The sequence below is a fragment of the Vibrio sp. B181a genome, assembly GCF_030248375.1.
Taxonomy (GTDB): Bacteria; Pseudomonadota; Gammaproteobacteria; order Enterobacterales; family Vibrionaceae; genus Vibrio; species Vibrio campbellii.
The window spans coordinates 1-23,068 of record NZ_JAHGAD010000101.1; the positions used below are offsets into that span (position 1 = coordinate 1).

Here is a 23,068-nt window from a genome sequence, read left to right on the forward strand (position 1 = left end):
TATCCGAACGGCATTAGAGTTCTCACTCTGGCTTTTCTCTTTCATATAAGACGAATTAACAGCTCAACGCTTTCAACTTATCGAAGTAATCCGGGAACGTCTTGGACGTACACTTGGGATCGTTAATCGTCACAGGCGTGTCGCTTAGCGCTACCAGCGAGAAACACATCGCCATTCGGTGATCGTCGTATGTGTCAATCGCAGCGTGCGTAAGCTGTGGTACAGGCTTCACAATAATGTAATCTTCGCCCTCTTCCACCTCTGCGCCAACTTTGCGTAGCTCAGTCGCCATAGCGGATAAACGGTCAGTCTCTTTTACACGCCAGTTGTACACGTTGCGAATCGCCGTTGTACCTTCGGCAAACAGTGCTGTTGTCGCAATGGTCATTGCCGCATCTGGAATATGGTTGTAGTCCATATCGATGCCTTTCAGCTGGCCGACACGAGAGATAACGTAATCATCACCCCATTCGATATCTGCACCCATTTTTTCAAGCGCATCAGCGAATTGGATATCACCTTGGATACTGTTTTTACCAATGCCAGTGACTTTCACTTCACCACCTTTGATGGCTGCTGCCGCCAAGAAGTAAGAAGCAGATGATGCATCACCTTCAACCAAGAAGTCACCCGGAGCGACATACTGTTGACCCGCAGGAATCACAAATTCTTGGTAATCGTTGTTGATCACATCCACACCAAACTGTTTCATGATGTGCAGCGTGATATCAATGTATGGTTTCGAAACCAGTTCACCTTCGATGTTGATGCGAATGTCACCTTCTGCCAACGGCGCCGACATCAAAAATGCCGTCAGGAATTGGCTAGAAATCGAACCATCAATCGATACAGAGCCCGACTTAAGTCCAGTACCTACGATTTTTAGTGGTGGGTAGTTTTCATTTTCCAGATACGTTACGTCCGCGCCAGCCGCTTTTAGGGCCGTTACTAAGTGACCAATTGGGCGTTCCTTCATTCTAGGTTCGCCAGTCAGAACGTATTCACCTTCGCCTAAGCATAGGGCTGCAGCAAGTGGACGCATTGCTGTACCTGCATTACCCAAAAAGAGCTCTACAGGTTCAGAGACAGAAAATGGGCGACCAAGACCTTCTACGACACATTCCGTTTTGTCCTCAGACAATTGGTACTGAACACCGAGTTTAGTCAGAGCGTTCAACATGTGGCGAATATCATCACTGTCGAGAAGGTTGGTCAAACGAGTCGTACCTTTTGCTAGTGCAGCAAGCAGTAACGCTCGATTGGAAACGCTTTTTGATCCAGGAAGGTTCACTTCCCCTTGAATTTTATTGATAGGTTGTAACGTTAGGCTTTCCATTAAAAGTTGATAATCCTTTGTGCCCTCACTTCAAGGTTTTTGAGAGCTAAACAATTCTTCGTGAATTCAGACTAACGAAAAAACCACCACAAAACCAGAGTAAATCCATGCTAATTTTTGAATAATTAGTCAGCTTAGGTTTTGCAGTGCAAACGTTGGCTTAATAAGCGATATCAACCCTTACACCATCATCAAAATACAGGATGCGCACCTCATCACCTCGATTAAACAACATGCTGTTATCAACATCTTGAATGACGTTGATCAGTTTGTTGCCATCAACCTTGATCAATAGTTCAACGAGTTTGTATTCAACCGTGTATTCATAATTGCTGCGATTTCTCACCACCGCCGCACCAGCCAATGCACCAACAGCCGTCGCCACTTCTTTACCCGTGCCACCACCAAATTGATTGCCGACTAAACCACCGATCGTCGCCCCTAGTAAGGTCTCCCATCCGTTGCTTTGAGATTGCTTCACCTCTTGCTGTGTAATGTATCGCACCGAATCGACTTTGCCATACACCACTTGGTTAACTGGCTTTGCTACATTTCTTTCATAGGCTGCATTGGCGAAAAATGGCAAAAACAGTATGATCCATGCCCATCGTTTTATATTAAGTTTTACTCCGCTCATAATAAGCTCCTATAGGCTCTGATGTTGGTAAAGTTTTCTTTATGGCTATCTATTTAACTGAACTTGGTGATTCACATTCTTTTCCGTCGCCATACGACGCATTGAATGACCCAAATGGCTTGCTGGCTTTTGGCGGCGATCTTAACCCTGATCGCATTCTAAACGGCTATCATCAGGGCATTTTCCCTTGGTATGGGCCGGGAGAGCCGATTCTATGGTGGAGCCCATCTCCACGAGCCGTTTTTGACCCTTTGGCATTTAAGCCTTCCAAAAGCTTGAAAAAGTTTCAACGTAAACAACAGTATAAAGTAACGCTAAACAATGCAACCGAACGAGTAATTCAATTATGCTCTTCAACTCGCTCAGCAGAAGAAACTTGGCTCAATGAAGAGATGCAGACATCATACATTGAGCTTGCGAGACGCGGACACTGCCACTCAGTAGAAGTATGGCACGATGAGAAGTTAATTGGCGGCTTGTACGGCATTAGCGTCGGCCAACTTTTTTGTGGTGAGTCGATGTTTAGCCTTAAAGACAACGCGTCGAAAATCGCATTGTGGTATCTATGCGAGCACTTGGCGTCAAACCAAGGTCAATTAATTGATTGCCAAGTAATGAATCCGCATCTGGCCTCACTTGGCGCGTTTGAGCTGGAGCGTGACGACTTTGTACAAAAACTACTATCTTTAAGAGACAGGAACATTAATTTGGGTACGTTTGAACCACAGGTTTTGCAAGGCGCAGTATCATGAGCACAGATCTCCAGCACATTCGTATCGGATTAACTAATAACCATCCATGCAGTTACCTACCTGAACGTGAAGAGCGAGTGGCTGTCGCGCTAGACGAAAACTTACATACAGAAGACAACTATCAAGTTTTGATGGCCAACGGTTTTCGACGCAGCGGCGATACTATTTATAAGCCTCATTGTCAGCACTGCAACGCATGTCAACCTATACGAATTGCGGTACCTGACTTCATCCCTTCAAAAAGCCAAAAGCGTTTGCAGAGCAAAGGAAAGGCGTTACATTGGGAGATGAAACCTGAGCTCGATCCAGATTGGTTTGACCTTTACAGCCGCTATATCTGTGAACGACACAAAGACGGCACTATGTTTCCACCAAGAGAGGATGAGTTTGCTCGGTTCGCTCAAACAACTTGGTTGACCACTGGATTTCTCCATATTTATGACGAGAGTGATCGACTTCTCGCGGTTGCCGTTACCGATATAATGGATAAATGTGCAAGTGCGTTTTATACCTTCTTCGATCCGGACTATCCTTTATCTCTCGGGACGTTAGGGGTACTTTTCCAGCTCGAATATTGCCAACGAGAGAATAAACATTGGCTATATTTGGGTTATCAGATCGATGAATGTCCAGCGATGAACTACAAAACTCGTTTTCAACGACACCAAAGGCTAGTAAATCAGCGTTGGCAAGGGTAGAATACGCCCCAAGTTTACATAATTACTGTTTAGCGGCAGAATAAGCGCGCTAATACCGCCTAATTTCTAAAGAGGATTAAATGGCTAAAGAAGACGTAATTGAGATGCAAGGCACTGTGCTTGACACTCTACCAAACACCATGTTCCGCGTTGAACTTGAAAACGGTCACGTTGTGACTGCACACATCTCTGGCAAGATGCGTAAGAACTACATCCGTATCCTTACTGGTGATAAAGTAACTGTAGAGATGACTCCATACGACCTTTCTAAAGGCCGCATCGTCTTCCGTGCTCGTTAATCTCTGATTTTCGAATACAATAAAAAACGGAGCTCAAGGCTCCGTTTTTTATTGTCTGTTTTTGCTCTCAATACTAAGCTTATTTTTGGGAGTTTCAATACACTCCACAGGCTCAGGCTTGCTCCATTCTTGCAGACACAAAAAAGCGCACGCCTAAGCGCACGCTTTTAACATAGATTTCAACAAAGAATTAGTGAAGTGCTGCTTCTTTCTCGCTTAGGTATTCAAACTTAAGCTCGTCTTTCACTAGCGTTACCTTCACTGTACCACCGTCAACCAATGAGCCGAACAGAAGTTCATTCGCCAAAGGTTTCTTAAGCTGCTCTTGGATAACACGTCCCATTGGACGCGCGCCCATCGCTTTGTCATAACCTTTGTGTGCCAACCAATGACGAGCATCCTGCGACACTTCCATTGATACGCCTCGAGCATCCAATTGAACTTGAAGCTCCACGATGAACTTATCAACCACTTGGTGGATCACCGCTTCATCTAGGCTATTGAACCAAATGATATTATCTAGACGGTTACGGAATTCTGGTGTGAACACCTTCTTGATTTCCGCCATCGCGTCATGACTATTATCTTGTTGGATAAGACCGATAGATTTCTTCTCTGTCTCTGCCACACCCGCGTTGGTTGTCATAACAAGAATGACATTTCGGAAGTCAGCTTTACGACCATTGTTATCTGTTAGCGTACCGTTATCCATCACTTGCAGTAGCAAGTTAAAGATATCTGGGTGTGCTTTCTCGATTTCATCAAGCAGAACCACTGAGTGTGGATGCTTAAGCACAGCGTCAGTCAACAGACCACCTTGGTCATAGCCCACGTAGCCAGGAGGCGCACCGATTAGGCGGCTGACTGAATGACGTTCGCCGTACTCAGACATATCGAAGCGAAGAAGTTCGATACCAAGCAACTTAGAAAGCTGAACAGTAACTTCTGTTTTACCAACCCCTGTAGGGCCCGCAAACAAGAATGAACCAACAGGTTTGTTATCCACGCCAAGACCAGCACGAGATAACTTAATGGCTTCAGACAGCGCATCAATCGCCGTATCTTGACCGAATACAAGCATCTTCATCTTATCATCCAGATTCTTCAGAATGTCTTTGTCTGAAGACGACACTGATTTCTCTGGAATACGAGCCATTTTCGCAACCATCGCTTCGATGTCTGCTACGCCGACCGTTTTCTTACGACGACTTGCTGGTGCTAGACGGCTACGTGCACCCGCCTCATCAATCACATCAATGGCTTTATCTGGTAGATGACGTTCGTTAATGTACTTCGCTGATAGCTCTACAGCAGCACGCAATGCTTTGTTGGTGTAACGCACTTCGTGGTGAGCTTCGTACTTAGGCTTAAGGCCAATCAAAATCTTCGTCGTATCATCCAAAGAAGGCTCTACTACATCGATCTTTTGGAAACGGCGAGATAGCGCGCGTTCTTTATCAAAGATGTTGCTGTACTCTTGGTACGTCGTTGAACCGATACAACGCAACTTACCGCTACTCAGTAGAGGTTTGATCAGGTTAGCAGCGTCAACTTGACCGCCAGAAGCTGCACCCGCACCGATGATGGTATGAATTTCATCAATGAACAGAATCGCATCTTCTTCTTTCTCAAGCTGCTTCAAAACTGACTTAAAGCGTTTCTCAAAATCACCACGGTATTTAGTGCCAGCCAATAGAGAACCGATATCTAAGGAATAAATCACACTATTTTGAATCACTTCAGGCACTTGGCCTTCTACAATTCTCCACGCAAGACCTTCCGCGATAGCCGTTTTACCTACGCCAGCTTCACCCACAAGTAATGGGTTGTTCTTACGACGACGGCACAGCACTTGAATCGTGCGCTCAAGCTCTTTGTCACGGCCAATCAATGGGTCGATATTACCCGCTTTCGCAACTTGGTTTAGGTTCGTTGCAAAGCTTTCCAGACGCTCTTCTGGGTTGGTTTCTTCAGGTGCTTCTGAGCCAAACGAATCAGATGAAGAGGAATCTTCACTTGAACCCGATGCTTTAGTGATGCCGTGAGAAATAAAGTTAACAATGTCCAAACGAGAGATATCGTTCTTTTTAAGTAGGTAAGCAGCGTGAGACTCTTGCTCACTGAAAATAGCAACGAGGACGTTTGCCCCAGTCACTTCACTGCGACCAGACGACTGAACATGGAAGACGGCGCGTTGAAGTACACGCTGGAAACTCAATGTCGGCTGGGTTTCGCGCGTCTCATCACTTTCCGGGATGAGCGGCGTTGTTTGGTCGATAAAAATATCGAGTTCATTTCGCAAAGCATCAAGGTCCGCTTTGCAGGCTAGAAGGGCTTCCTTAGCTGCATCATTTTCTAATAATGCAAGTAGGAGGTGTTCGACAGTCATGAACTCGTGGCGTTTATCACGTGCACGAGCGAATGCACCGTTAAGGCTTGACTCTAGTTCTTTATTTAGCATAAGTACCTCCCGAAAGAACAACTTGGGTTGCTCGAGCAAGTCTTCTTATTACGCTTGCTCCATAGTACATAGTAGCGGATGCTCATTTTCCCTTGAGTACATCGTCACTTGCGCTACTTTTGTTTCAGCAATTTCTGCACTGTATGTGCCACAAATTGCCTTTCCTTCATAGTGAATCTTGAGCATGATTTGCGTTGCTTTATCAATATCGTGTGAAAAGAATCGCTCAAGTACCTCTATGACGAAATCCATAGGTGTGTAGTCATCATTGTTGAGTACAACGTTATATAGCTTTGGTGGCTGAACTTTTGTACTTTCTCTCTCCAGAAGATCAGAGTCTGGAGTCACCCATTCAAAATTTTTACTCATGGCAATTCAAAGATATCGTATCAAAGGGTTGATGTTTTCGACCTATAAAAACAATCTACCATAAGCATACCATGCGGTGTAGTGAGATATGGCACCTAATTCGAATTTGATAGATAAAATTTGCGTCCTCATATAGAGACTAATGCACCTCCGGCAGGCGCGCAAATAAAAGATTTTTATCACTGAGGCGCGATATTTTTGCCGTTAGATTCACAAATATTCGACACACTTCATCTTCTGTCATTACCCTCTCTTATTCTGCCAAGATCACAGTTACAGGGAAAAAACACTAAATATCACGAAAACCGTACTTTTTATTCATTCAGTAGAATCTTCTAATGTAATCTTCACATCTAGTATTCATCTTCCTTATATCAGAACCTTACAGAGATTTTCACTAAACTTCGGCAAACAGCCATAAATAACTTTGCAAAGTTGTTAATCTCAAAAGTGATTTGTTTTCAAATATGTTTCTGATTGTTGTCTTTCACTATTGACTGTCGAGATTCATTGACTACAGTGGAATGTGTTGATGCATAAATCCTCATTCTGGGTTTGTTGGTTTTCTAACACCCTGATGAATATGGATATGCTCACTCGACGTGTGTTAGCAATTACCAACAAAGCAACGGCTAACAATGAGGTCAAGCTAAAGGGATAGCTTGGAGAAGTAACAACATCAGTAAAAAATGCATGAGGGATGTAAAAGCATGGCTACAGGTACAGTAAAGTGGTTTAACAATGCCAAGGGATTTGGGTTTATTTGTTCAGACGAAGAGGAAGGAGACATTTTCGCCCACTACTCAACTATCCAAATGGACGGTTATCGTACACTGAAAGCAGGCCAACAAGTCTCATACGAGATTGAAAAAGGGCCAAAAGGTTCACACGCAAGTAGCGTAGTGCCAATAGAAGGCCAAGCCAAATAAATCGAGCGCTGTCGGAAAGACAAACCATTTGCTCTCGTGAAAGCACAAATTATCTGGTTTCATGAAGAGAAAAATAAACCCGCGTAAAGCGGGTTTATTGTTTTTATAAGTCTTAACTACGCGCTACCGAAATAGCGCGTACAAGGTTATTTATTGATGATTGCGTTCAGCGTTGCGCTCGGGCGCATCAATTTAGAAGCTAGCGCATCATCCAGTGAATAGTAACCGCCTAGCTCACCTTTCACACCCTGTGCATTGTTTAGCTCGGAAACAATCGCTTCTTCTTGCTGCGCAAGCGCGGCTGCTACTGGCACAAACTCAGCCGCTAGATCAGCATCTGCCGTTTGCTCAGCGAGTGCTTTCGCCCAGTAAGACGCAAGGTAGTAGTGGCTACCACGGTTATCCAACTCACCAACTTTACGTGATGGTGACTTGTTGTTGTCTAGGAACTCACCCGTTGCTTTATCAAGTGCATCGGCAAGTACCTGTGCTTTTGCATTGCCAGCAACCGTGCTTAGGTGCTCAAGCGACGCCGCAAGTGCAAGGAATTCACCCAAAGAATCCCAACGTAGGTGGTTTTCTTTTTCTACCTGTTGAACGTGTTTAGGTGCTGAACCACCTGCACCCGTTTCAAATAAACCACCACCGTTCATTAGTGGCACAATAGATAGCATCTTCGCAGAAGTACCAAGCTCCAGAATTGGGAACAAATCAGTTAGGTAGTCACGAAGTACGTTGCCTGTTACTGAAATGGTGTCTAGACCTTCTTTGATACGCTCTAGAGAGAATTTACATGCGTCGATTGGTGCCAGGATCTTGATCTCTAAACCTGAAGTGTCGTGTTCAGGAAGGTACGCATTTACTTTCTTGATAAGTTCTGCATCGTGAGCACGAGCTTCGTCTAGCCAGAATACCGCTGGAGCACCTGAAGCACGAGCACGAGTAACAGCAAGCTTCACCCAGTCTTGAATTGGCGCGTCTTTCACCTGACACATACGGAAGATGTCACCTTCTTCTACCGCTTGTTCAAGAAGAACCGCACCAGAAGCATCTACAACACGCACACTGCCCGCTGCATCTAAGATGAAGGTCTTGTCGTGAGAACCGTACTCTTCAGCTTTTTGGGCCATTAGACCGACGTTTGGAACGCTACCCATTGTTGTTGGGTCAAACGCACCGTGCTCTTTACAGAAGTCGATCACCGCTTGGTAAATACCCGCGTAGCTACGATCTGGAATCATTGCTTTCGTATCTTTCTGCTTGCCGTCTGGTCCCCACATTTGGCCAGAAGCACGCAGCATTGCAGGCATAGAAGCATCAACAATGATATCGCTTGGCACGTGTAGGTTAGTAATACCGCGATCTGAATCCACCATAGCTAGTGCTGGTTGCGTTTCGTATACCGCAAGAATAGCTGCTTCGATTTCTGCTTTTTGTTCTGCAGGTAGCGCTTCAATCTTCGCATATACGTCACCGATACCGTTGTTTACATCAACGCCTAGCTCTTCAAACAGCTTACCGTATTTCGCAAATACGTCTTTGTAGTAAACCTTAACCGCGTGACCGAAGATAACTGGGTCCGATACCTTCATCATGGTTGCTTTCATATGTAGAGAGAGCAGTACATCTTGCTGTTTTGCTTCTGCAATTTCTTTCTCGAAGAACTCAACAAGCGCTTTCTTGTTCATTACTGAACAATCGATCACTTCTTTATCTTGCAGAGGGAATGCTGATTTAAGTTCTTTTACCGAACCATCAGCAGCAACAAATTCGATTTTAACGTCGGTAGCACCTGAGATAGTCGTCGATTTTTCACTACCGAAGAAATCGTTGTCAGCCATGCTTGCAACGTGAGATTGAGAGTCTGCTGACCACGCGCCCATTGAATGCGGGTTTTTCTTTGCGTAGTTCTTCACTGAAAGTGGTGCACGACGGTCTGAGTTACCTTCACGCAAAACTGGGTTAACCGCACTACCTTTGATTTTGTCGTAAGTCGCTTTGATCGCTTCTTCTTCGTAAGTGCTTGGCTCTTCTGGGTAGTTTGGTAGCTCGTAGCCTTTCGCTTGCAACTCTTTAATAGCAGCTTTTAACTGCGGGATAGATGCAGAGATGTTTGGAAGTTTGATGATGTTTGCTTCTGGCGTTTTCGCCAACTCGCCAAGTTCTGCTAGCGCGTCACCGATGCGCTGCTCTTCTTTTAAATGCTCTGGGAAGTTAGCGATGATACGACCTGCTAACGAAATATCACGAGTATCTACATTAATGCCAGACGATGCAGTAAACGATTGAATGATTGGTAGTAATGAATAGGTTGCTAACGCCGGGGCTTCATCAGTGATTGTGTAGATAATTGTAGGTTTTTCTGTAGGCATGAAATTTCCCTATTTTTTACTCAACTAAGCTGAACAACTCAGCAACTGAGTTCGTTGAATTTACGCAGTGCTTAGCGTTAGTAGTGCATTCCTCCTCACCAACGCGACATGCGGTTTGCACTCTTTCTTATAGTTTGAAGCTCTATGGCTCTCTATCCATGAGTGCACTTTGTGCCAAGTTTGCTTTCATGAAGTTCTTTTGCAAAAACACCTCACTAAAAGCAACTTGGCTATATCATTAAACAAATAACACGAAATAGTCTATTATTCTGTGCACTTTTGTTAGTTTTAGGCGCGCAAATGATAGCCGATAAGAAGAAAACATAAAACTTTCAAACACAGTTCATTTACATTTTTGCAAGGTAGTTAACATGTCATCTCGCACGGGTCATGAAAAAGGTCGCCGTAGTAACCATTCTAAACCGAGCCATTTTAAACGCTCTGGTAAGCCAAATCATTCAAATGGACAGGCTAAAAATCGACCTAGTCGCCCTACCCGTTTTTCAAAATCCGCTAAACCGCGTATTGCACCCGAAGATCGTAAGGTGGTCATTTTCAATAAGCCCTATGACACGTTAAGCCAATTTACTGATGGCGATGGCCGTAAAACGCTAGCTGATTATATTCCTGTAAAAGATGTTTATGCGGCAGGCCGATTAGACAGAGACAGCGAAGGTTTGATGGTGCTCACTAACGACGGCATTCTGCAGGCTAAGTTGACCCAACCTCAATCAAAGTCACCAAAGACGTATTGGGTGCAAGTAGACGGCGCTCCGAATGAAGAGGATTTAGAGAAACTACGTAAAGGCGTTGAATTGAAAGATGGCATGACATTGCCAGCAAAAGTAGAAGTGATGCCTGAGCCAGAGATCTGGGAAAGAACTCCGCCTGTCCGCTTTCGAGCAAACATTCCGACTACTTGGTTAGCTATCACTATTATAGAAGGGAGAAACCGTCAGGTAAGACGTATGACCGCGCACATTGGCTTCCCAACACTGCGTTTAGTTCGTTACTCGATGGGCGGTATTGCTCTTGACGATTTAAAGCCAGGAGAGTGGCGAGAAATCAAACTCTCGTTTTAAACATCAAAAAATATAAAAAGCAGGTCTACGCCTGCTTTTTTTAGTTTTTGTCGTCACTAATAACGATTATTGTTGAGCAACCCACTTCATGAATGCTTGACGTTCTTCGTCTGTCATTTCTAGGTAAGCAATCTTCGCTTTTGTTACGGGTGATTTTACTCTTTGCGCGCTTTTACTGGTTGCTGTTACAGCCGTCGCTGCTTGTAGCTCAGACAATTCGACTCTCTTACCGTTTGCAAAGAAAACGCCATTAGCTTCATTGTACACCGCTAGTTGCTCATCAAGGTTTGAATAAGGGAACGCGCCTTTCTCACCTGGCATTTTATATTGCGAGTAATCAATAGACTTATCGTTGAAACTCACTTTCCAGTCCATTTTATCTTGCTCAAACAGCTTGTCTGCCTGACGTTTTTCTCTAAAAGATGGCGCATCAATATAAAGCTCACCCGCGCCAGAACTAAAACCAAGAATGTATGGTGCAGAGTAAACTTGGGTACGTTTATCGCCACGCCCAATCGCTTTGTTTACTTTTAAAACTACTTGGTTAGAGCCATCAACAAGACCAAACGGTTCACTCAAGTCATCCGCGCTAACGCCATTTACAAACAGCACTTGAACGCCTTGAGCGGTGGTTAGGGTTGCTGAAGTATCAGCTCTATTTGTTGTGTCTGCGTTCGCTGTTGTACCAAACACTCCAAGTACAAATGCTACAGTCCAAGCTTTTAGTCTCATATCCTAATAACCTTAAAATTCAATTAATTACATCAAAAGAGTTAAATGTCGCTTACCATTCATCACAGTTTGAGGAAATCATTGCTGAAAAGCCAACCATTTCTACATCATTGACTGTAGATAATTGGTAAACGCATTCAAGTCTCATAAATCTTCATGTACTCACTTGGTTCATGCTTTCAGGTACCTAAGGAGATACAAGCTTTTAATATAAAAAAGGCCGCAATAAATGCGACCTTTACTATATCTACTTAAGTTCTGAGATTAGAACGTGTAGTAAACACCAGCAACAACTAGGTCAGCTTCTTTCTTAGAAACGTTTTTCTCGTCGTTTTCGCTTGCAGTGTATTCGATGAACGTTAGAACATTGCCAGTTACAGCATAGTCAGCACCAAACGTGTAGTAAGACTGGTCGTGGTCACCTTCGTACTCAGTGAAACCAAATGAAGTGTAAACGCGTGCTTCGTTCATTTGGTAAGCAGCTACTGCAGACCATGTATCTTGGTCAGCTTTGTTTAGTTCTTCAGCAACGTAGTTAACTGCAGCAGAGAAGTTGTCCATGTTGAAACGAACAGCTGCACCCATTACTTGGTAATCAGTACCAGCAACGTCACGGTTCTCTTGATCTTGGTAAGAAGCACCAACAGTGAACATTTCGTTGATTGCGTATTGTGCAGATAGACCGAATGCAGTGTCAATTTTCTCGTTTTGATCTAGGTATGCATCAGCGATAACAGTTAGCTTGTCGAAGCTACCTTTAACTGAAACAGCGTGACCAGCACTTTCTTTTGATTTTACGAAATCATCAACGTAACCAAGACCTTCGTTGGTGTTGTCGATAGTGATTGCGTCTAGAGAGTCACCGAAGTCACCAACTTCACCTAGAGCCACACCCCAGTTGTCACCGAAGTAAGCACCGAAGTATAGGTCATCTGTACGTACGCGAGCGTGGTCAGAGCTGCTGTCTTTATCGAAGAACTCACCGTTTTCTAGCTCAAATGAGCCGAATAGAGTTACGTCTTCGTTTAGTTTGTGCTCAGAATCGATTTGAATCTTAGCCCAAAGATCAACGTCTACATCACGTTTAGTTGTAGTTGCGCCGTTTTCCTTGCCTTCTACAGTACTTACGTAAGTATCGATCTCACCTTTAAGGTTGAAAGAAGTCGTACCGTTGTCGTAGATGTTGCCTGCTGCTAGTGCAGACGTAGAGATGCCTGCTACTGCTAGAGCTACTAGAGTCTTTTTCATAATTAATCCACTGCCTTTTCTTAGTTCGGGATATCCTTGTCCGATTCCCTTTTTTTATATTTTTGAAACCGCTTGTTATCGAAACGTAACAATGATTGGTCTGCAAAATCTGGGCACTAGAGTGCAAAAGATTATTCTGCCTGTCAAATTTTCTAAATAGAAATATCAAAGAACAAAAATATACTTTAAAAACAATAATTTAAAAATTTACATTTAAATTATTCGATGAAGTTCTAAACTACAAACTTGATTTTTCTTAATTTAGTGATTCATAAACAACAAACACAAAACACCTTTAAATTGCAAAATCACATAATAAAACAGAACATCCAACTACATTAATGGCATTTTTGAAGCTTTATATTTTTCGCCTAATGAAATTATTTTCATTTAGTTGGAGTTCAATATTTTTTTGTGAACAAGATCTACATTCCGCACAAAAGCATTCCATTTTGTGAACTACTGTCGAACCAGTGATGTGTGCTACTATGCGCCTCCAACGCACTTGAGGCCCGTATGCTAACCAGTAACATCCAAAAATCGATTCGAACCAGTTATCAGAACTTGCAAGCTCAACTGGATAACTTTGTTCCGAGACGAGCACAAAACTACCTCGTCGCTGAGATCGCAAAAACGCTATGCGGGCAATACCACAAATCAAATCGAATGCTGGTAGCCGAGGCAGGAACCGGTATCGGTAAATCACTCTCCTATTTAATGGCGGCGATTCCTGTCGCGGTTTACAACAACCGCAAAGTGGTGATTTCAACCGCGACAGTGGCCTTGCAAGAGCAATTGGTGAATAAAGACCTCCCTCTTTTCCGCCGAATTACGGATCGAGAGTTTTCTTTTATTCTTGCTAAAGGGCGTCAACGCTATTGCTGCGCAGAAAAGCTTGCTACAGCCAGTGGTGTGGATGGTGGCCAGCTCGCAATGTTTGAGACCAAGCCTAAGAAAAAAGACATCGAACTCCTAGAGACCATGTATCGTTCTCTTGCTCAAGGTAAGTGGGATGGCGACCGTGACTCTTGGCCAAAACCAATAGATGATCGTCTATGGCAGCTTATTGTGAGTGATAAGCACAGCTGCAATAACAGCTTACCAGCCCATCGAAACTGCCCTTTTCAGAAAGCTCGCTCAGAGTTAGACAAGAATGACGTCATCATTGCGAACCATTCTTTAGTGATGGCTGATGCTGATTTAGGCGGTGGCGTGATTCTCCCTGAACCTGAAAACACGATTTATGTGTTTGACGAGGCCCACCACCTACCCCATGTCGCTCGCGACCATGCATCCGCCTCTGCGAGTTTGAAAGGTGCAGCGGCTTGGTTGGAAAAGCTTAATCAATCGACCAGTAAGTTTTCATCTCTAGCAGACGAGAAACGTGTCGCGCGTTTTCGCAATGATTTGCAGGAATCGGTGCAAGAGCTCATCCCAGCACTAAGCCAACTAACCAAACAGTTCGATCCTGCACAGTTTGAAGAAAACATTTATCGCTTTGAACATGGTGAGCTGCCAGAGTGGTTAGAAAACCAATCTAAAGACCTCAAACAACTGAGTAAAAAAGCAAACCAAAGTGTTGCGAAGATCGCCGATCTTATTGCTGAAAGAGTTAAAGATGGCGAACTTTCATCAAGGTTAGCAGAACCAGCACTCGCTGAATTGGGTTTTTACATTCAGCGCCTGGAAAACCTTGCACAGGTGTGGAATCTGATGGCAGAGCCTACCCGCGACAAAGGTGCCCCTTTGGCCAGATGGCTGGAAAAACACCCAGACCGAGAAGGCGATTACATTGTTAGTGTTTCTCCACTAGAGATTGGCTGGCAACTCGATCAACAAATCTGGAGCCGCTGTATTGGTGCAGTCCTCGTATCTGCGACAATGCGAGCTCTGAACTCGTTCAACTATTTCTGTCATCAAGTTGGTGTCGATGCAAAACCTGAGTCTGGCACTCAGTTCTTAGCATTGGCTTCTCCGTTCGACTATCAAAACCAAGCCGAGCTTTTGATTCCAGCAATGAGGTACGAGCCTCAAGCGCCGCAATTTACCGAATATCTTATTGAAATTTTGCCTAAGTATTTAGAAGACAACAAAGCAAACTTAGTATTATTCTCCTCTTATTGGCAAATGAACCAAGTGGCGGATGCGTTAAGTTCAGACTTCATAAAACGAGGCTGGGCACTACAAGTTCAAGGCGAAAGTTCACGTGCAGAAATTCTAAAAAAACATAAAAAACTCGTAGAACAGCAGAAAACTAGCATTCTTTTCGGTACAGGAAGCTTCTCAGAAGGCCTTGATTTACCGGGTGAACTACTAGAAAACCTCATCATCACTAAGATTCCATTTGGAGTCCCTACTTCTCCGGTAGAACAGGCTCACTCGGAATACATAGAGAAGAAAGGAGGAAACCCGTTTATGCAGATCACCGTTCCCGATGCGAGCAAAAAGCTGATTCAAAGTGTCGGTCGTTTACTGCGCAAAGAACGCGATTCTGGTAGAGTGACCATCCTTGATAGACGTTTAGTAACAAAACGCTACGGGCAAGCTTTAATTGACTCGCTTCCGCCGTTTAAACGCAAGATCGAATATTAGAAGAATAACTATTTATGGAAATGATTGAGCCAACCATGCTGTTGGTCTTGGCGCTAGTCGCTTTTGTTGCTGGATTTATTGATGCTGTAGCCGGTGGCGGAGGCATGCTTACTGTCCCCGCTTTGCTATCGTTAGGACTTCCGCCACATATTGCATTAGGAACCAACAAACTAGCTGCATCTTTTGCTTCTTCCACTGCCGCCTTTACTTATTATAGAAAGCGCTTGTTCAAACCACAGTGCTGGGGAAGAGCGTTTGTAGCAACCCTCATTGGCGCGACATTAGGAACGCTGTTTGTTGATGCTATTAGTACAGAATGGTTAGAGAAGGTTTTACCTCTTATTATTCTTGCGGCCGCCATGTACACCGTATTCCACAAAACACCGCAATCAACACATCAGAGCCCAACACCAGAGCCGTGCCCAATGTTAAATAAAAAACAGTATGCACAGGGGTTTACGATTGGCTTTTATGATGGTCTAGCAGGCCCTGGTACTGGTGCTTTTTGGACAGTAAGCTCGATGGCACTTTATCGATTGAACATCTTGCTTGCGTCAGGCCTAGCAAAAGCAATGAACTTCACCAGCAACTTTACTTCTCTCATCACTTTTGCTGTTTTAGGTCATATCAACTGGGTGCTAGGCTTAACCATGGGAGTCTGTTTAATGGCTGGCGCTTTTGTTGGCGCACATTCCGCTATTCGGTTTGGCTCCAAATTCATTCGCCCAGTGTTTGTCACTGTGGTCAGTGTGTTGGCGATAAAACTTGCCTATGACGCGTGGTTTGTGGGATTAACATGAACATTAAACAGCTTTCTGAAAACTTAAATCAGATGTCTAATCAAGCAGCCATGCTTGATCGCCAACGCGGCGAACATCATGTTCCACTTTTTGGTGAGCGCTTGTTTCATTGCCGTTCTCGTTTGCTTACGCCATGTGTTAAAGAGGCAAATGCAACACTGGATGCTATTATCCGCGAGCAAAATGAAGGAAAGCTCACAGCCCTTCGAGCTGAGTACTTAACAGAGCGTCTGGTAGCACAAATCACCGCGATTCAACGTGAAATTTCCACGACTAAGATTCGTAAAGGTGAAATCAAGCACAGCAGCCACTTCCGAAAACCCATCAATGTGATGTACCAGGAATTGGCACAGCATCAAGAGTGGGCTCGCCGTTTACGCGAAATGGTATTAGAGAAGCAAAGAGCGGTCGAAATGGCACCAAGCTTTGCTAGAGCAGAGGCTCAGAAAGTCTTGCTCGCCACCGAACAACGACTAGAACGTTGCGAAGCAGCCCTGCTTAAATTAGAGAACCAAATTACTCATAGGGAAAAGAACCAGTAATGTCAGAACAGCCAAAATCTCCTCTCGACGACGCGCCAGCAGAGATCAAACTCGCGGTTGATTTAATTTACCTGCTCGAAACCAACGAGATAGATCCTGAGACTGCACTCAAAGCGCTAAAGATCGTGCAAAATGATCTGGAAAACAAACTTAAAGCACAGTAGCAACTAGCAATTTGGCCTTGTCTCACTAGTCTCCCTCCCCCCTTGCATGAGAACCATTTGCACCTTCCCGTTGCAATGGTAACATCATACGCAAACACGCCCCTTGAGAAGGATAAAAAATGAAAGTAATTAGCTTTAACATCAATGGACTTCGTGCGCGTCTGCATCAACTCCAAGCGCTTATCGACAAACACCAACCAGACGTGATTGGTCTTCAAGAAATCAAGGTACACGATGAAGCATTCCCTATCGAAGATGTCGAGGCGATGGGCTACAAAGTTTACTTTCACGGTCAAAAAGCCCACTACGGTGTGGCAATGCTATGCAAACAAGAACCGATCAGCGTTCAAAAAGGTTTCCCAACCGACAATGAAGAACATCAAAAACGCATGATCATGGCGACGTTTGAAGATGAGAATGGTGAGAAGGTAACAGTTCTAAATGGTTACTTCCCTCAAGGTGACAATATCGCTCACGAAACCAAATACCCATATAAGCGTCAGTTTTACAAGGATTTGATGACTTACCTGAATGATCACCACACTAACGATGAACAACTGATCGTCATGGGTGACATTAATATTAGCCCAATTGATTCAGATATCGGCATTGGCGAACCAAACCGTAAGCGTTGGTTGAAGACAGGGAAATGTTCATTCCAACCGGAAGAGCGTGAATGGTTGAAAACCTTATTAGATTGGGGCTTCGAAGATACTTTCCGTAACCTGCACCCGGAAGTCAATGACCGTTTCTCATGGTTTGATTATCGCTCTCGCGGTTTCGATGATAATAGAGGCCTGCGTATCGACGTTATTCTGGCGACACCATCGCTGGCGAAAAAGTGTGTTGAATCAGATATCGATTATGAACTACGTGGTATTGAAAAGCCTTCTGACCACGCCCCGATCTGGTCTACTTTCCAATAGCGAAATCACTTTCCAAAAAACCAAAAGAGCGCCAATCGGCGCTCTTTTTCTTTTCATTCACTATTTCGCTGGTGACGATTTAGCTTAACGGTCTTAGGTATGCCAAGAAGCGTTTCTCTGCCATTTTAAAACACCACAAAATAATGAAGGTCAATGCCATATAGAACAGCCCCGCAGTCAAGAATGACTCAAATGGTGCGTAGTATCGAGAGTTCACCAAACGAGCAGCCCCTGTCAGATCCATAATGGTAATAATACCCGCGACCGCACTGCCATGAAGCATGAAGATGACTTCATTGGAGTAAGCTGGCAATGCACGACGCAAAGCACTTGGCAAAATAATGCGGCGATAAGTCATAAACTTGCTCATACCGTATGCTTTAGCGGCTTCCACTTCACCTTTAGGCAAACCATTAATTGCCCCACGAATAATTTCCGCCGTATAGGCTGATGTATTCAGTACGAAAGCCACCAGTGCACAAAACCACGCGTTTTCCCAAAGTGTATCTTTCACCGGGAAGAACTGGTCCATACCGTAATAGATAAGGTAGAGCTGCACGAGCAATGGAGTCCCACGGAAAAAGTAAATAAATGCCCATGACGGCAAACTTAATGCGTAATTCGTGCTGTTACGCGCGATAGCTAGGGGAATTGATACACATAGACCAATCACCAGCGCTAACGCAACAAGCCATACTGTCGTCCACAATCCATCAAGATAGACCGGCAAGCTTTCAATTATCAATGAAAAATCCATGGCTTACCTCGCGTGAATACTGAATTTACGTTCCACCAGCTTAAGCAAACCGGTCGAAACGCTGGTAAAGAACAAAAAGATGATCGCGACAGCCATATAGAAGGTGAACGGCATCTTGGTTGTACCTGCTGCCAATGAGCTCATGCGAACCATGTCTTCTAAACCGATGATGGAAACCAATGCCGTCGTTTTCAGTAGAACCAACCAGTTGTTACCGAAGCCAGGTAAGGCATGTCGAATCATTTGAGGTAATAAGATTCTGCGAAACGACATTACCGGACTCATGCCATAAGCTTTTGCCGCCTCTAATTCGCCTTTGTCTACGGCCATGATCGCACCACGGAACGTCTCAGCCATGTAAGCACCAAAGATAAATCCAATGGTCAGCACGCCTGCAATAAAAGGGCTGACGTCAATATAATCAGGCAAGTAAGAAGTCCACTCATGGTTAGGGTCACTTGCAGTAAACCACTCGTTGAGTGTCTCATTGATCGAATAAAGACTGTTGTTTAATAGAATTTGACCACCGAAGAAGATCAGCATCATCAAAACGAGGTCTGGAATGCCACGAATAATGGTGGTGTAAAGTGTCGCTATGGCTCTCGCCCACTTGTAAGGCGCCAGTTTTGCTAACGCACCAAGCATACCGAGAATCATGGCTAAAAGAAGTGAAAGTACAGCGACTTCTATGGTTACTAGAGCCCCTTTTAAGATCGAGGCTTCATATCCTTGTAGATCCAGCATAGGTGAGTTCCTAATCCCTAAACTCAAAAGATCGACCGTTAGCTACTTCTAGGAACAAGCCAACGGTCGCTTAGTTACAGCTTACTCGCCGTAAACATCGTAGTTGAAGTATTTACCTGCGATTTCTTGGTAAACACCTTTTTCACGTAGTGACAAGATAGCCGCATCTAGCTTCTTAGTTAGGTCTTTGTCTTGCTTACGAACGGCAATACCAAAGCCATCACCGAACCATTTAGGATCCGTTAGAGAAGGACCAACAAATTCGTACGCTTCACCACCCGCTTTGTTTAATACACCTTCTTCAAGTGCTGATGCATCACCAAGTACTGCTACGACACGACCGTTAGCAAGATCTAGGTAGGCTTCATCAAATGAACCGTAACGTACGATTTCAACTTTATCGCCGTAGTTATCTGTTAGGTACTTATCATGAGTGGTTGCACGTTGAACGGCAATTTTTTGACCGTCAAGGTTATCAAAGTCTAGGTTTGCGCCTTTCTTGGCGATGAATTTGTTTGGAATCAGTGCGTATTTTCCTGTGAAGTCTACTTTCTTCTTACGCTCTTCAGTGATCGACATTGCAGCGATAATTGCATCGTATTTGCGAGCAAGTAGAGAAGGAATAATACCATCCCAGTCTTGAGCAACGATCTGACACTTCACTTTCATCTCTTCACAAAGTGCGTTCGCCATATCCACGTCGAAGCCTTTTAAAGAGCCATCCGTTTCTGTCCAGCTAAACGGAGGGTAAGCGCCTTCAATACCAAAGCGAACTGTTTTCCATTCTTTCGCTTGGGCGACACCAGACACTGCTGTTGCAGCAAGCGTTGCTGCTAATAACCACTTTTTCATTTCCATACTCCTGTGATTGCTTTTATTTGGTTTTGATTGTTGTGCTTAATAGGTGGCAAAAGACTGCCACCCAAGAAATATTAGTAGATAGATGAGATAAATTGCTGTAATCGTTCCGAATCTGGGTTTGTAAATAGCTTAGCTGGATCTCCCTGTTCTTCCACTAAGCCTTGATGTAAAAACATCACATGGTTAGATACGTCACGTGCAAATGCCATTTCATGAGTAACAACCAACATCGTTCGCCCTTCATCTGCCAAATCTCGCATTACTCCTAACACCTCACCAACCAACTCAGGGTCGAGTGCAGAGGTTGGCTCATCGAACAGCATCACTTCTGGATCGACAGCAAGAGCGCGAGCAATAGCCGCACGTTGCTGCTGACCACCTGAAAGGTGTCCTGGGTAGTAGTCTTTTCGCTCGTACAGCCCTACTTTTTTCAGAAGCAGCTCTGCATTTTCAATCGCTTGTGCTTTAGGTACGCCAAGTACATGCACCGGCGCTTCAATCACATTTTCTAGAACCGTTAAGTGTGACCAAAGGTTAAAGCCCTGAAACACCATGGCTAAGCGTGAACGAATACGTTGAACTTGTTTCTCATTGGCTGGAACGGACTCTCCTGCTCGGTTATTTTTCATCTGGATAAGCTCGCCGTTTACCCAAATCTCACCAGCAGTAGGCGTTTCAAGAAGGTTAATACATCTTAGGAAGGTACTCTTACCGGAACCGGAAGAGCCAATGATGGAGATAACATCCCCTTTATGAGCGGCAAGTGAAATGCCTTTAAGGACTTCATTCTGTCCAAATGTTTTGTGCAGGTCTTTTATATCTAGCGCTGGTACATCATTCATTGCGCCTTACTCCCTGTGTTTTAGTCACTGCAATAAGGGACTCCGCCCTCTTTGAATTGGAACAAACTATCACCACCAACTGCAAGTTGCAACAAATTATTAACCTAAATAATTCGAATAGATAGATACAACAATCAAATTAATATGCAACATTTAGCTAAATATTCTTTAAATGTTGAATAACTGACATAAAAAAGCCCCTCAGTAGAGGGGCTAGTTAAGATACAAAAGTGTTAATTAGTTCTCTCTAAAAGTAGAGTCTTAGTTTGAGCGACTCGATTCGACATATCGCGAACTTGCTTTTCATTCATAACAATACCAAGCACATCTTCTTTAGTGTCTGTACCATTACCATTAGCGAAAGCAGTCAGGAAGTCTGCAGCTTGTACGTCACCTTCATCTTCAGTGAAAACATAGCTTTGTGTTATCTGGGAACTATTAGAGATCACAAGATCATCTTCAGCACCTGCTGGTACACTTGAGTAGTCTAAGTCTGGTACAACAATACTACGTTCGATCAGAGAGTAAACAGAATGTCTTACCACATACGGTGTAGAGCCTACCGTTGTGCCTTGTTGGTAACTAACACGTTGTAAACCATTTTCGTTACCTAAGCCGATGCTGTCAGATAGATCAACAACACTATTCGATACTCCTGGTTTTACGTTCTGAGTGTTGTTTACTGCAAACAGTGAAGCATCGTCGACTACAACACTAAAGTTGTCAGAAACTTTGTCCGTGTATGCTGCTTCCCATCCCGGAGTTGAGATTGTGCCATCAACACTGAATGTCCACACATCGCCTTTTAAAGCATCAGGGTGATAAAAAGCACTCGTCTTAGGCACTTCAGCTAGACGATAAGCAAAGTTTTTATAAATTGTATCAATATCAATAGTAGAAAAATTGATACCAGAAGAACTCACCATTGGAGTAGAAGGTGTACCAGCAAATACCATGCGATCGTCCGCCCAATCCTCAAAACCATATTGGTATAGAGAAGAACGAGCATCTGTTCGGTACTGGGCAACCATTGTTATTTCAGTGCTTACTGCTGGCAACACTTCGCCTTTAGTAAAGCGTGATTCGTTTGCCGTTACCGTCTCTAGCTGAGAATCAAAATAAAACGTTGAATATGGGTTACCTACGGCATCTTCAGCAACTTTATAATCAAGGGCTGTCTTGTTCACAATTGAGTCGTTGTTGCCCGTTAAACAAGTCGTGTTACTTACATTCGCATCAGCTGATAAATAAACATTTCTCAGTGAAGAATCTGCCTCTAACAAGTCTTTAGAGAATGTAATTGCGTTAATAATAGTGCCATTCACTTCTTGCACCGTTACGCTGCCACCATCAGGAATCGACTGAAGAATGATCGTCAATTTGTCGTTGCTCGCAGTAACTAAGTCACCTTCACGGTTACCTGCAGCATCTGAGTAATATGCGGTTAACTGTGAATCAAGCACTCCACCCAAACGGTGGTAGTTCAATACTTGCTCTTCATTGTTCGAGTCAAAGCGGTCATAGATCGTACATGAGCCATTACTTGCCAACGCTTGAGTTTTTGCTGCAACAAAAGTGAAGTTAAAAGGGGTTTGAGGTGCACCGCCACCGCCACCGCCGCCGCCACCGCAACCGACCATTAATCCTGAAATAATTGCCACTAGCGGCAGTACTTTAAGCTGTTTCATGTCTTCTTCCTAAACTGAGCGGCAATGATTAGCCAAAAAATCGTCTCTGCTCGGTATTAAGCAAGAATGAAGCCAGCTTTTTGTTCCACCTATGAATGGCATCAATACGTTCAATTGTGCATTATTTCTGCAAAACAAAGTCTAATTTTATGCAACTTGTGTAATCGAATTACACACTAAATCACCAGCTTGTTCGCATGCCAGACACTTTCTGTAGTTTTCTTTCACATCTATTCT

Annotated in this window: 22 protein-coding genes; 10 read left to right on the forward strand and 12 right to left on the reverse strand. The window is 44.0% G+C overall.

What is annotated here, in order from left to right; all coding sequences use genetic code 11:
- Window positions 1-55: 55 nt before the first annotated feature.
- Window positions 56-1,336 carry a 3-phosphoshikimate 1-carboxyvinyltransferase gene (gene aroA / locus KIO97_RS25090; RefSeq protein ID WP_103413407.1) on the reverse strand — a complete coding sequence of 427 codons (1,281 nt, stop codon included), beginning with the start codon at window positions 1,334-1,336 and terminating at the stop codon, window positions 56-58.
- Between the two features lie 160 nt (window positions 1,337-1,496).
- Window positions 1,497-1,973: a glycine zipper 2TM domain-containing protein gene (locus KIO97_RS25095; protein ID WP_012127427.1), complete on the reverse strand. Its 477-nt coding sequence runs from the start codon at window positions 1,971-1,973 to the stop codon at window positions 1,497-1,499.
- Window positions 1,974-2,014: 41 nt separating this feature from the next.
- Between KIO97_RS25095 and aat the strand changes: the two genes are divergently transcribed.
- The 3 genes from aat (at window position 2,015) to infA (ending at window position 3,722) form a co-directional block, all read left to right on the forward strand.
- Window positions 2,015-2,725, forward strand: a complete 711-nt coding sequence (gene aat / locus KIO97_RS25100) for a leucyl/phenylalanyl-tRNA--protein transferase (protein WP_012127426.1) — start codon at window positions 2,015-2,017, stop codon at window positions 2,723-2,725.
- Complete coding sequence (locus tag KIO97_RS25105) at window positions 2,722-3,423, forward strand: arginyltransferase (RefSeq protein ID WP_005532832.1); 702 nt, start codon at window positions 2,722-2,724, stop codon at window positions 3,421-3,423. Before aat ends, KIO97_RS25105 begins: the two co-directional genes overlap by 4 nt.
- An 80-nt stretch (window positions 3,424-3,503) precedes the next feature.
- Window positions 3,504-3,722, forward strand: coding sequence for a translation initiation factor IF-1 (gene infA / locus KIO97_RS25110; protein ID WP_001040192.1), 219 nt, complete (start codon window positions 3,504-3,506; stop codon window positions 3,720-3,722).
- 190 nt (window positions 3,723-3,912) lie between these two features.
- On the opposite strand, the gene clpA is transcribed toward infA, so the two are convergent.
- Window positions 3,913-6,183, reverse strand: a complete 2,271-nt coding sequence (gene clpA, locus KIO97_RS25115) for an ATP-dependent Clp protease ATP-binding subunit ClpA (protein ID WP_285384273.1) — start codon at window positions 6,181-6,183, stop codon at window positions 3,913-3,915.
- Window positions 6,184-6,231: 48 nt separating this feature from the next.
- On the reverse strand, window positions 6,232-6,552 hold the full coding sequence (clpS, locus tag KIO97_RS25120; RefSeq protein WP_005427554.1) for an ATP-dependent Clp protease adapter ClpS: 321 nt from the start codon (window positions 6,550-6,552) through the stop codon (window positions 6,232-6,234).
- 710 nt (window positions 6,553-7,262) lie between these two features.
- Here clpS and cspD point away from each other — a divergent pair.
- Window positions 7,263-7,481 carry a cold shock domain-containing protein CspD gene (gene cspD / locus KIO97_RS25125; RefSeq protein ID WP_005427548.1) on the forward strand — a complete coding sequence of 73 codons (219 nt, stop codon included), beginning with the start codon at window positions 7,263-7,265 and terminating at the stop codon, window positions 7,479-7,481.
- Window positions 7,482-7,627: 146 nt separating this feature from the next.
- Here the strand turns inward: cspD and KIO97_RS25130 are convergent, their stop codons facing one another.
- Window positions 7,628-9,853 (reverse strand): NADP-dependent isocitrate dehydrogenase, encoded by a 2,226-nt coding sequence (locus KIO97_RS25130; RefSeq protein WP_285384274.1) that lies wholly within the window; start codon window positions 9,851-9,853, stop codon window positions 7,628-7,630.
- Window positions 9,854-10,224: 371 nt separating this feature from the next.
- On the opposite strand from KIO97_RS25130, the gene KIO97_RS25135 reads away from it, so the two are divergent.
- Complete coding sequence (locus KIO97_RS25135) at window positions 10,225-10,935, forward strand: pseudouridine synthase (protein WP_285384275.1); 711 nt, start codon at window positions 10,225-10,227, stop codon at window positions 10,933-10,935.
- 66 nt (window positions 10,936-11,001) lie between these two features.
- Here KIO97_RS25135 and KIO97_RS25140 read toward each other — a convergent pair whose 3' ends face one another.
- Together KIO97_RS25140 and KIO97_RS25145 are read right to left on the reverse strand one after the other, a co-directional pair.
- Window positions 11,002-11,667, reverse strand: a complete 666-nt coding sequence (locus tag KIO97_RS25140; protein ID WP_285384276.1) for a DUF2057 domain-containing protein — start codon at window positions 11,665-11,667, stop codon at window positions 11,002-11,004.
- A gap of 264 nt (window positions 11,668-11,931) precedes the next feature.
- Window positions 11,932-12,915: a porin gene (locus KIO97_RS25145; RefSeq protein ID WP_285384277.1), complete on the reverse strand. Its 984-nt coding sequence runs from the start codon at window positions 12,913-12,915 to the stop codon at window positions 11,932-11,934.
- Window positions 12,916-13,431: 516 nt separating this feature from the next.
- On the opposite strand from KIO97_RS25145, the gene dinG reads away from it, so the two are divergent.
- The 5 genes from dinG to xthA all read left to right on the forward strand — a co-directional run bounded on the left by dinG (window position 13,432) and on the right by xthA (window position 17,939).
- On the forward strand, window positions 13,432-15,507 hold the full coding sequence (gene dinG, locus KIO97_RS25150; RefSeq protein WP_010649062.1) for an ATP-dependent DNA helicase DinG: 2,076 nt from the start codon (window positions 13,432-13,434) through the stop codon (window positions 15,505-15,507).
- Window positions 15,508-15,521: 14 nt separating this feature from the next.
- A complete protein-coding gene (locus tag KIO97_RS25155; RefSeq protein WP_038889197.1) occupies window positions 15,522-16,307 on the forward strand; it encodes a TSUP family transporter in 786 nt (261 codons plus the stop codon).
- A complete protein-coding gene (locus KIO97_RS25160) occupies window positions 16,304-16,849 on the forward strand; it encodes a primosomal replication protein (RefSeq protein ID WP_285384278.1) in 546 nt (181 codons plus the stop codon). The genes KIO97_RS25155 and KIO97_RS25160 overlap by 4 nt, the downstream gene beginning before the upstream one ends.
- Complete coding sequence (rsmS, locus tag KIO97_RS25165; protein WP_005431885.1) at window positions 16,849-17,013, forward strand: pleiotropic regulatory protein RsmS; 165 nt, start codon at window positions 16,849-16,851, stop codon at window positions 17,011-17,013. The genes KIO97_RS25160 and rsmS overlap by 1 nt, the downstream gene beginning before the upstream one ends.
- A 119-nt stretch (window positions 17,014-17,132) precedes the next feature.
- Window positions 17,133-17,939, forward strand: a complete 807-nt coding sequence (xthA, locus tag KIO97_RS25170) for an exodeoxyribonuclease III (protein ID WP_045373201.1) — start codon at window positions 17,133-17,135, stop codon at window positions 17,937-17,939.
- Between the two features lie 79 nt (window positions 17,940-18,018).
- On the opposite strand, the gene KIO97_RS25175 is transcribed toward xthA, so the two are convergent.
- The 5 genes from KIO97_RS25175 to KIO97_RS25195 form a co-directional block, all read right to left on the reverse strand.
- Window positions 18,019-18,696, reverse strand: coding sequence for an ABC transporter permease (locus KIO97_RS25175; protein ID WP_138942222.1), 678 nt, complete (start codon window positions 18,694-18,696; stop codon window positions 18,019-18,021).
- A gap of 3 nt (window positions 18,697-18,699) precedes the next feature.
- Entirely contained in the window at window positions 18,700-19,440 is a 741-nt protein-coding gene (locus KIO97_RS25180; protein WP_045377857.1) for an ABC transporter permease, read from the reverse strand.
- An 81-nt stretch (window positions 19,441-19,521) separates the two neighbouring features.
- On the reverse strand, window positions 19,522-20,292 hold the full coding sequence (locus tag KIO97_RS25185; protein WP_285384279.1) for an ABC transporter substrate-binding protein: 771 nt from the start codon (window positions 20,290-20,292) through the stop codon (window positions 19,522-19,524).
- An 80-nt stretch (window positions 20,293-20,372) separates the two neighbouring features.
- Entirely contained in the window at window positions 20,373-21,143 is a 771-nt protein-coding gene (locus KIO97_RS25190; protein ID WP_005446708.1) for an ABC transporter ATP-binding protein, read from the reverse strand.
- A 233-nt stretch (window positions 21,144-21,376) separates the two neighbouring features.
- Window positions 21,377-22,831, reverse strand: coding sequence for a flagellar sheath protein A (locus KIO97_RS25195; RefSeq protein ID WP_285384280.1), 1,455 nt, complete (start codon window positions 22,829-22,831; stop codon window positions 21,377-21,379).
- Between the last annotated feature and the right edge of the window lie 237 nt (window positions 22,832-23,068).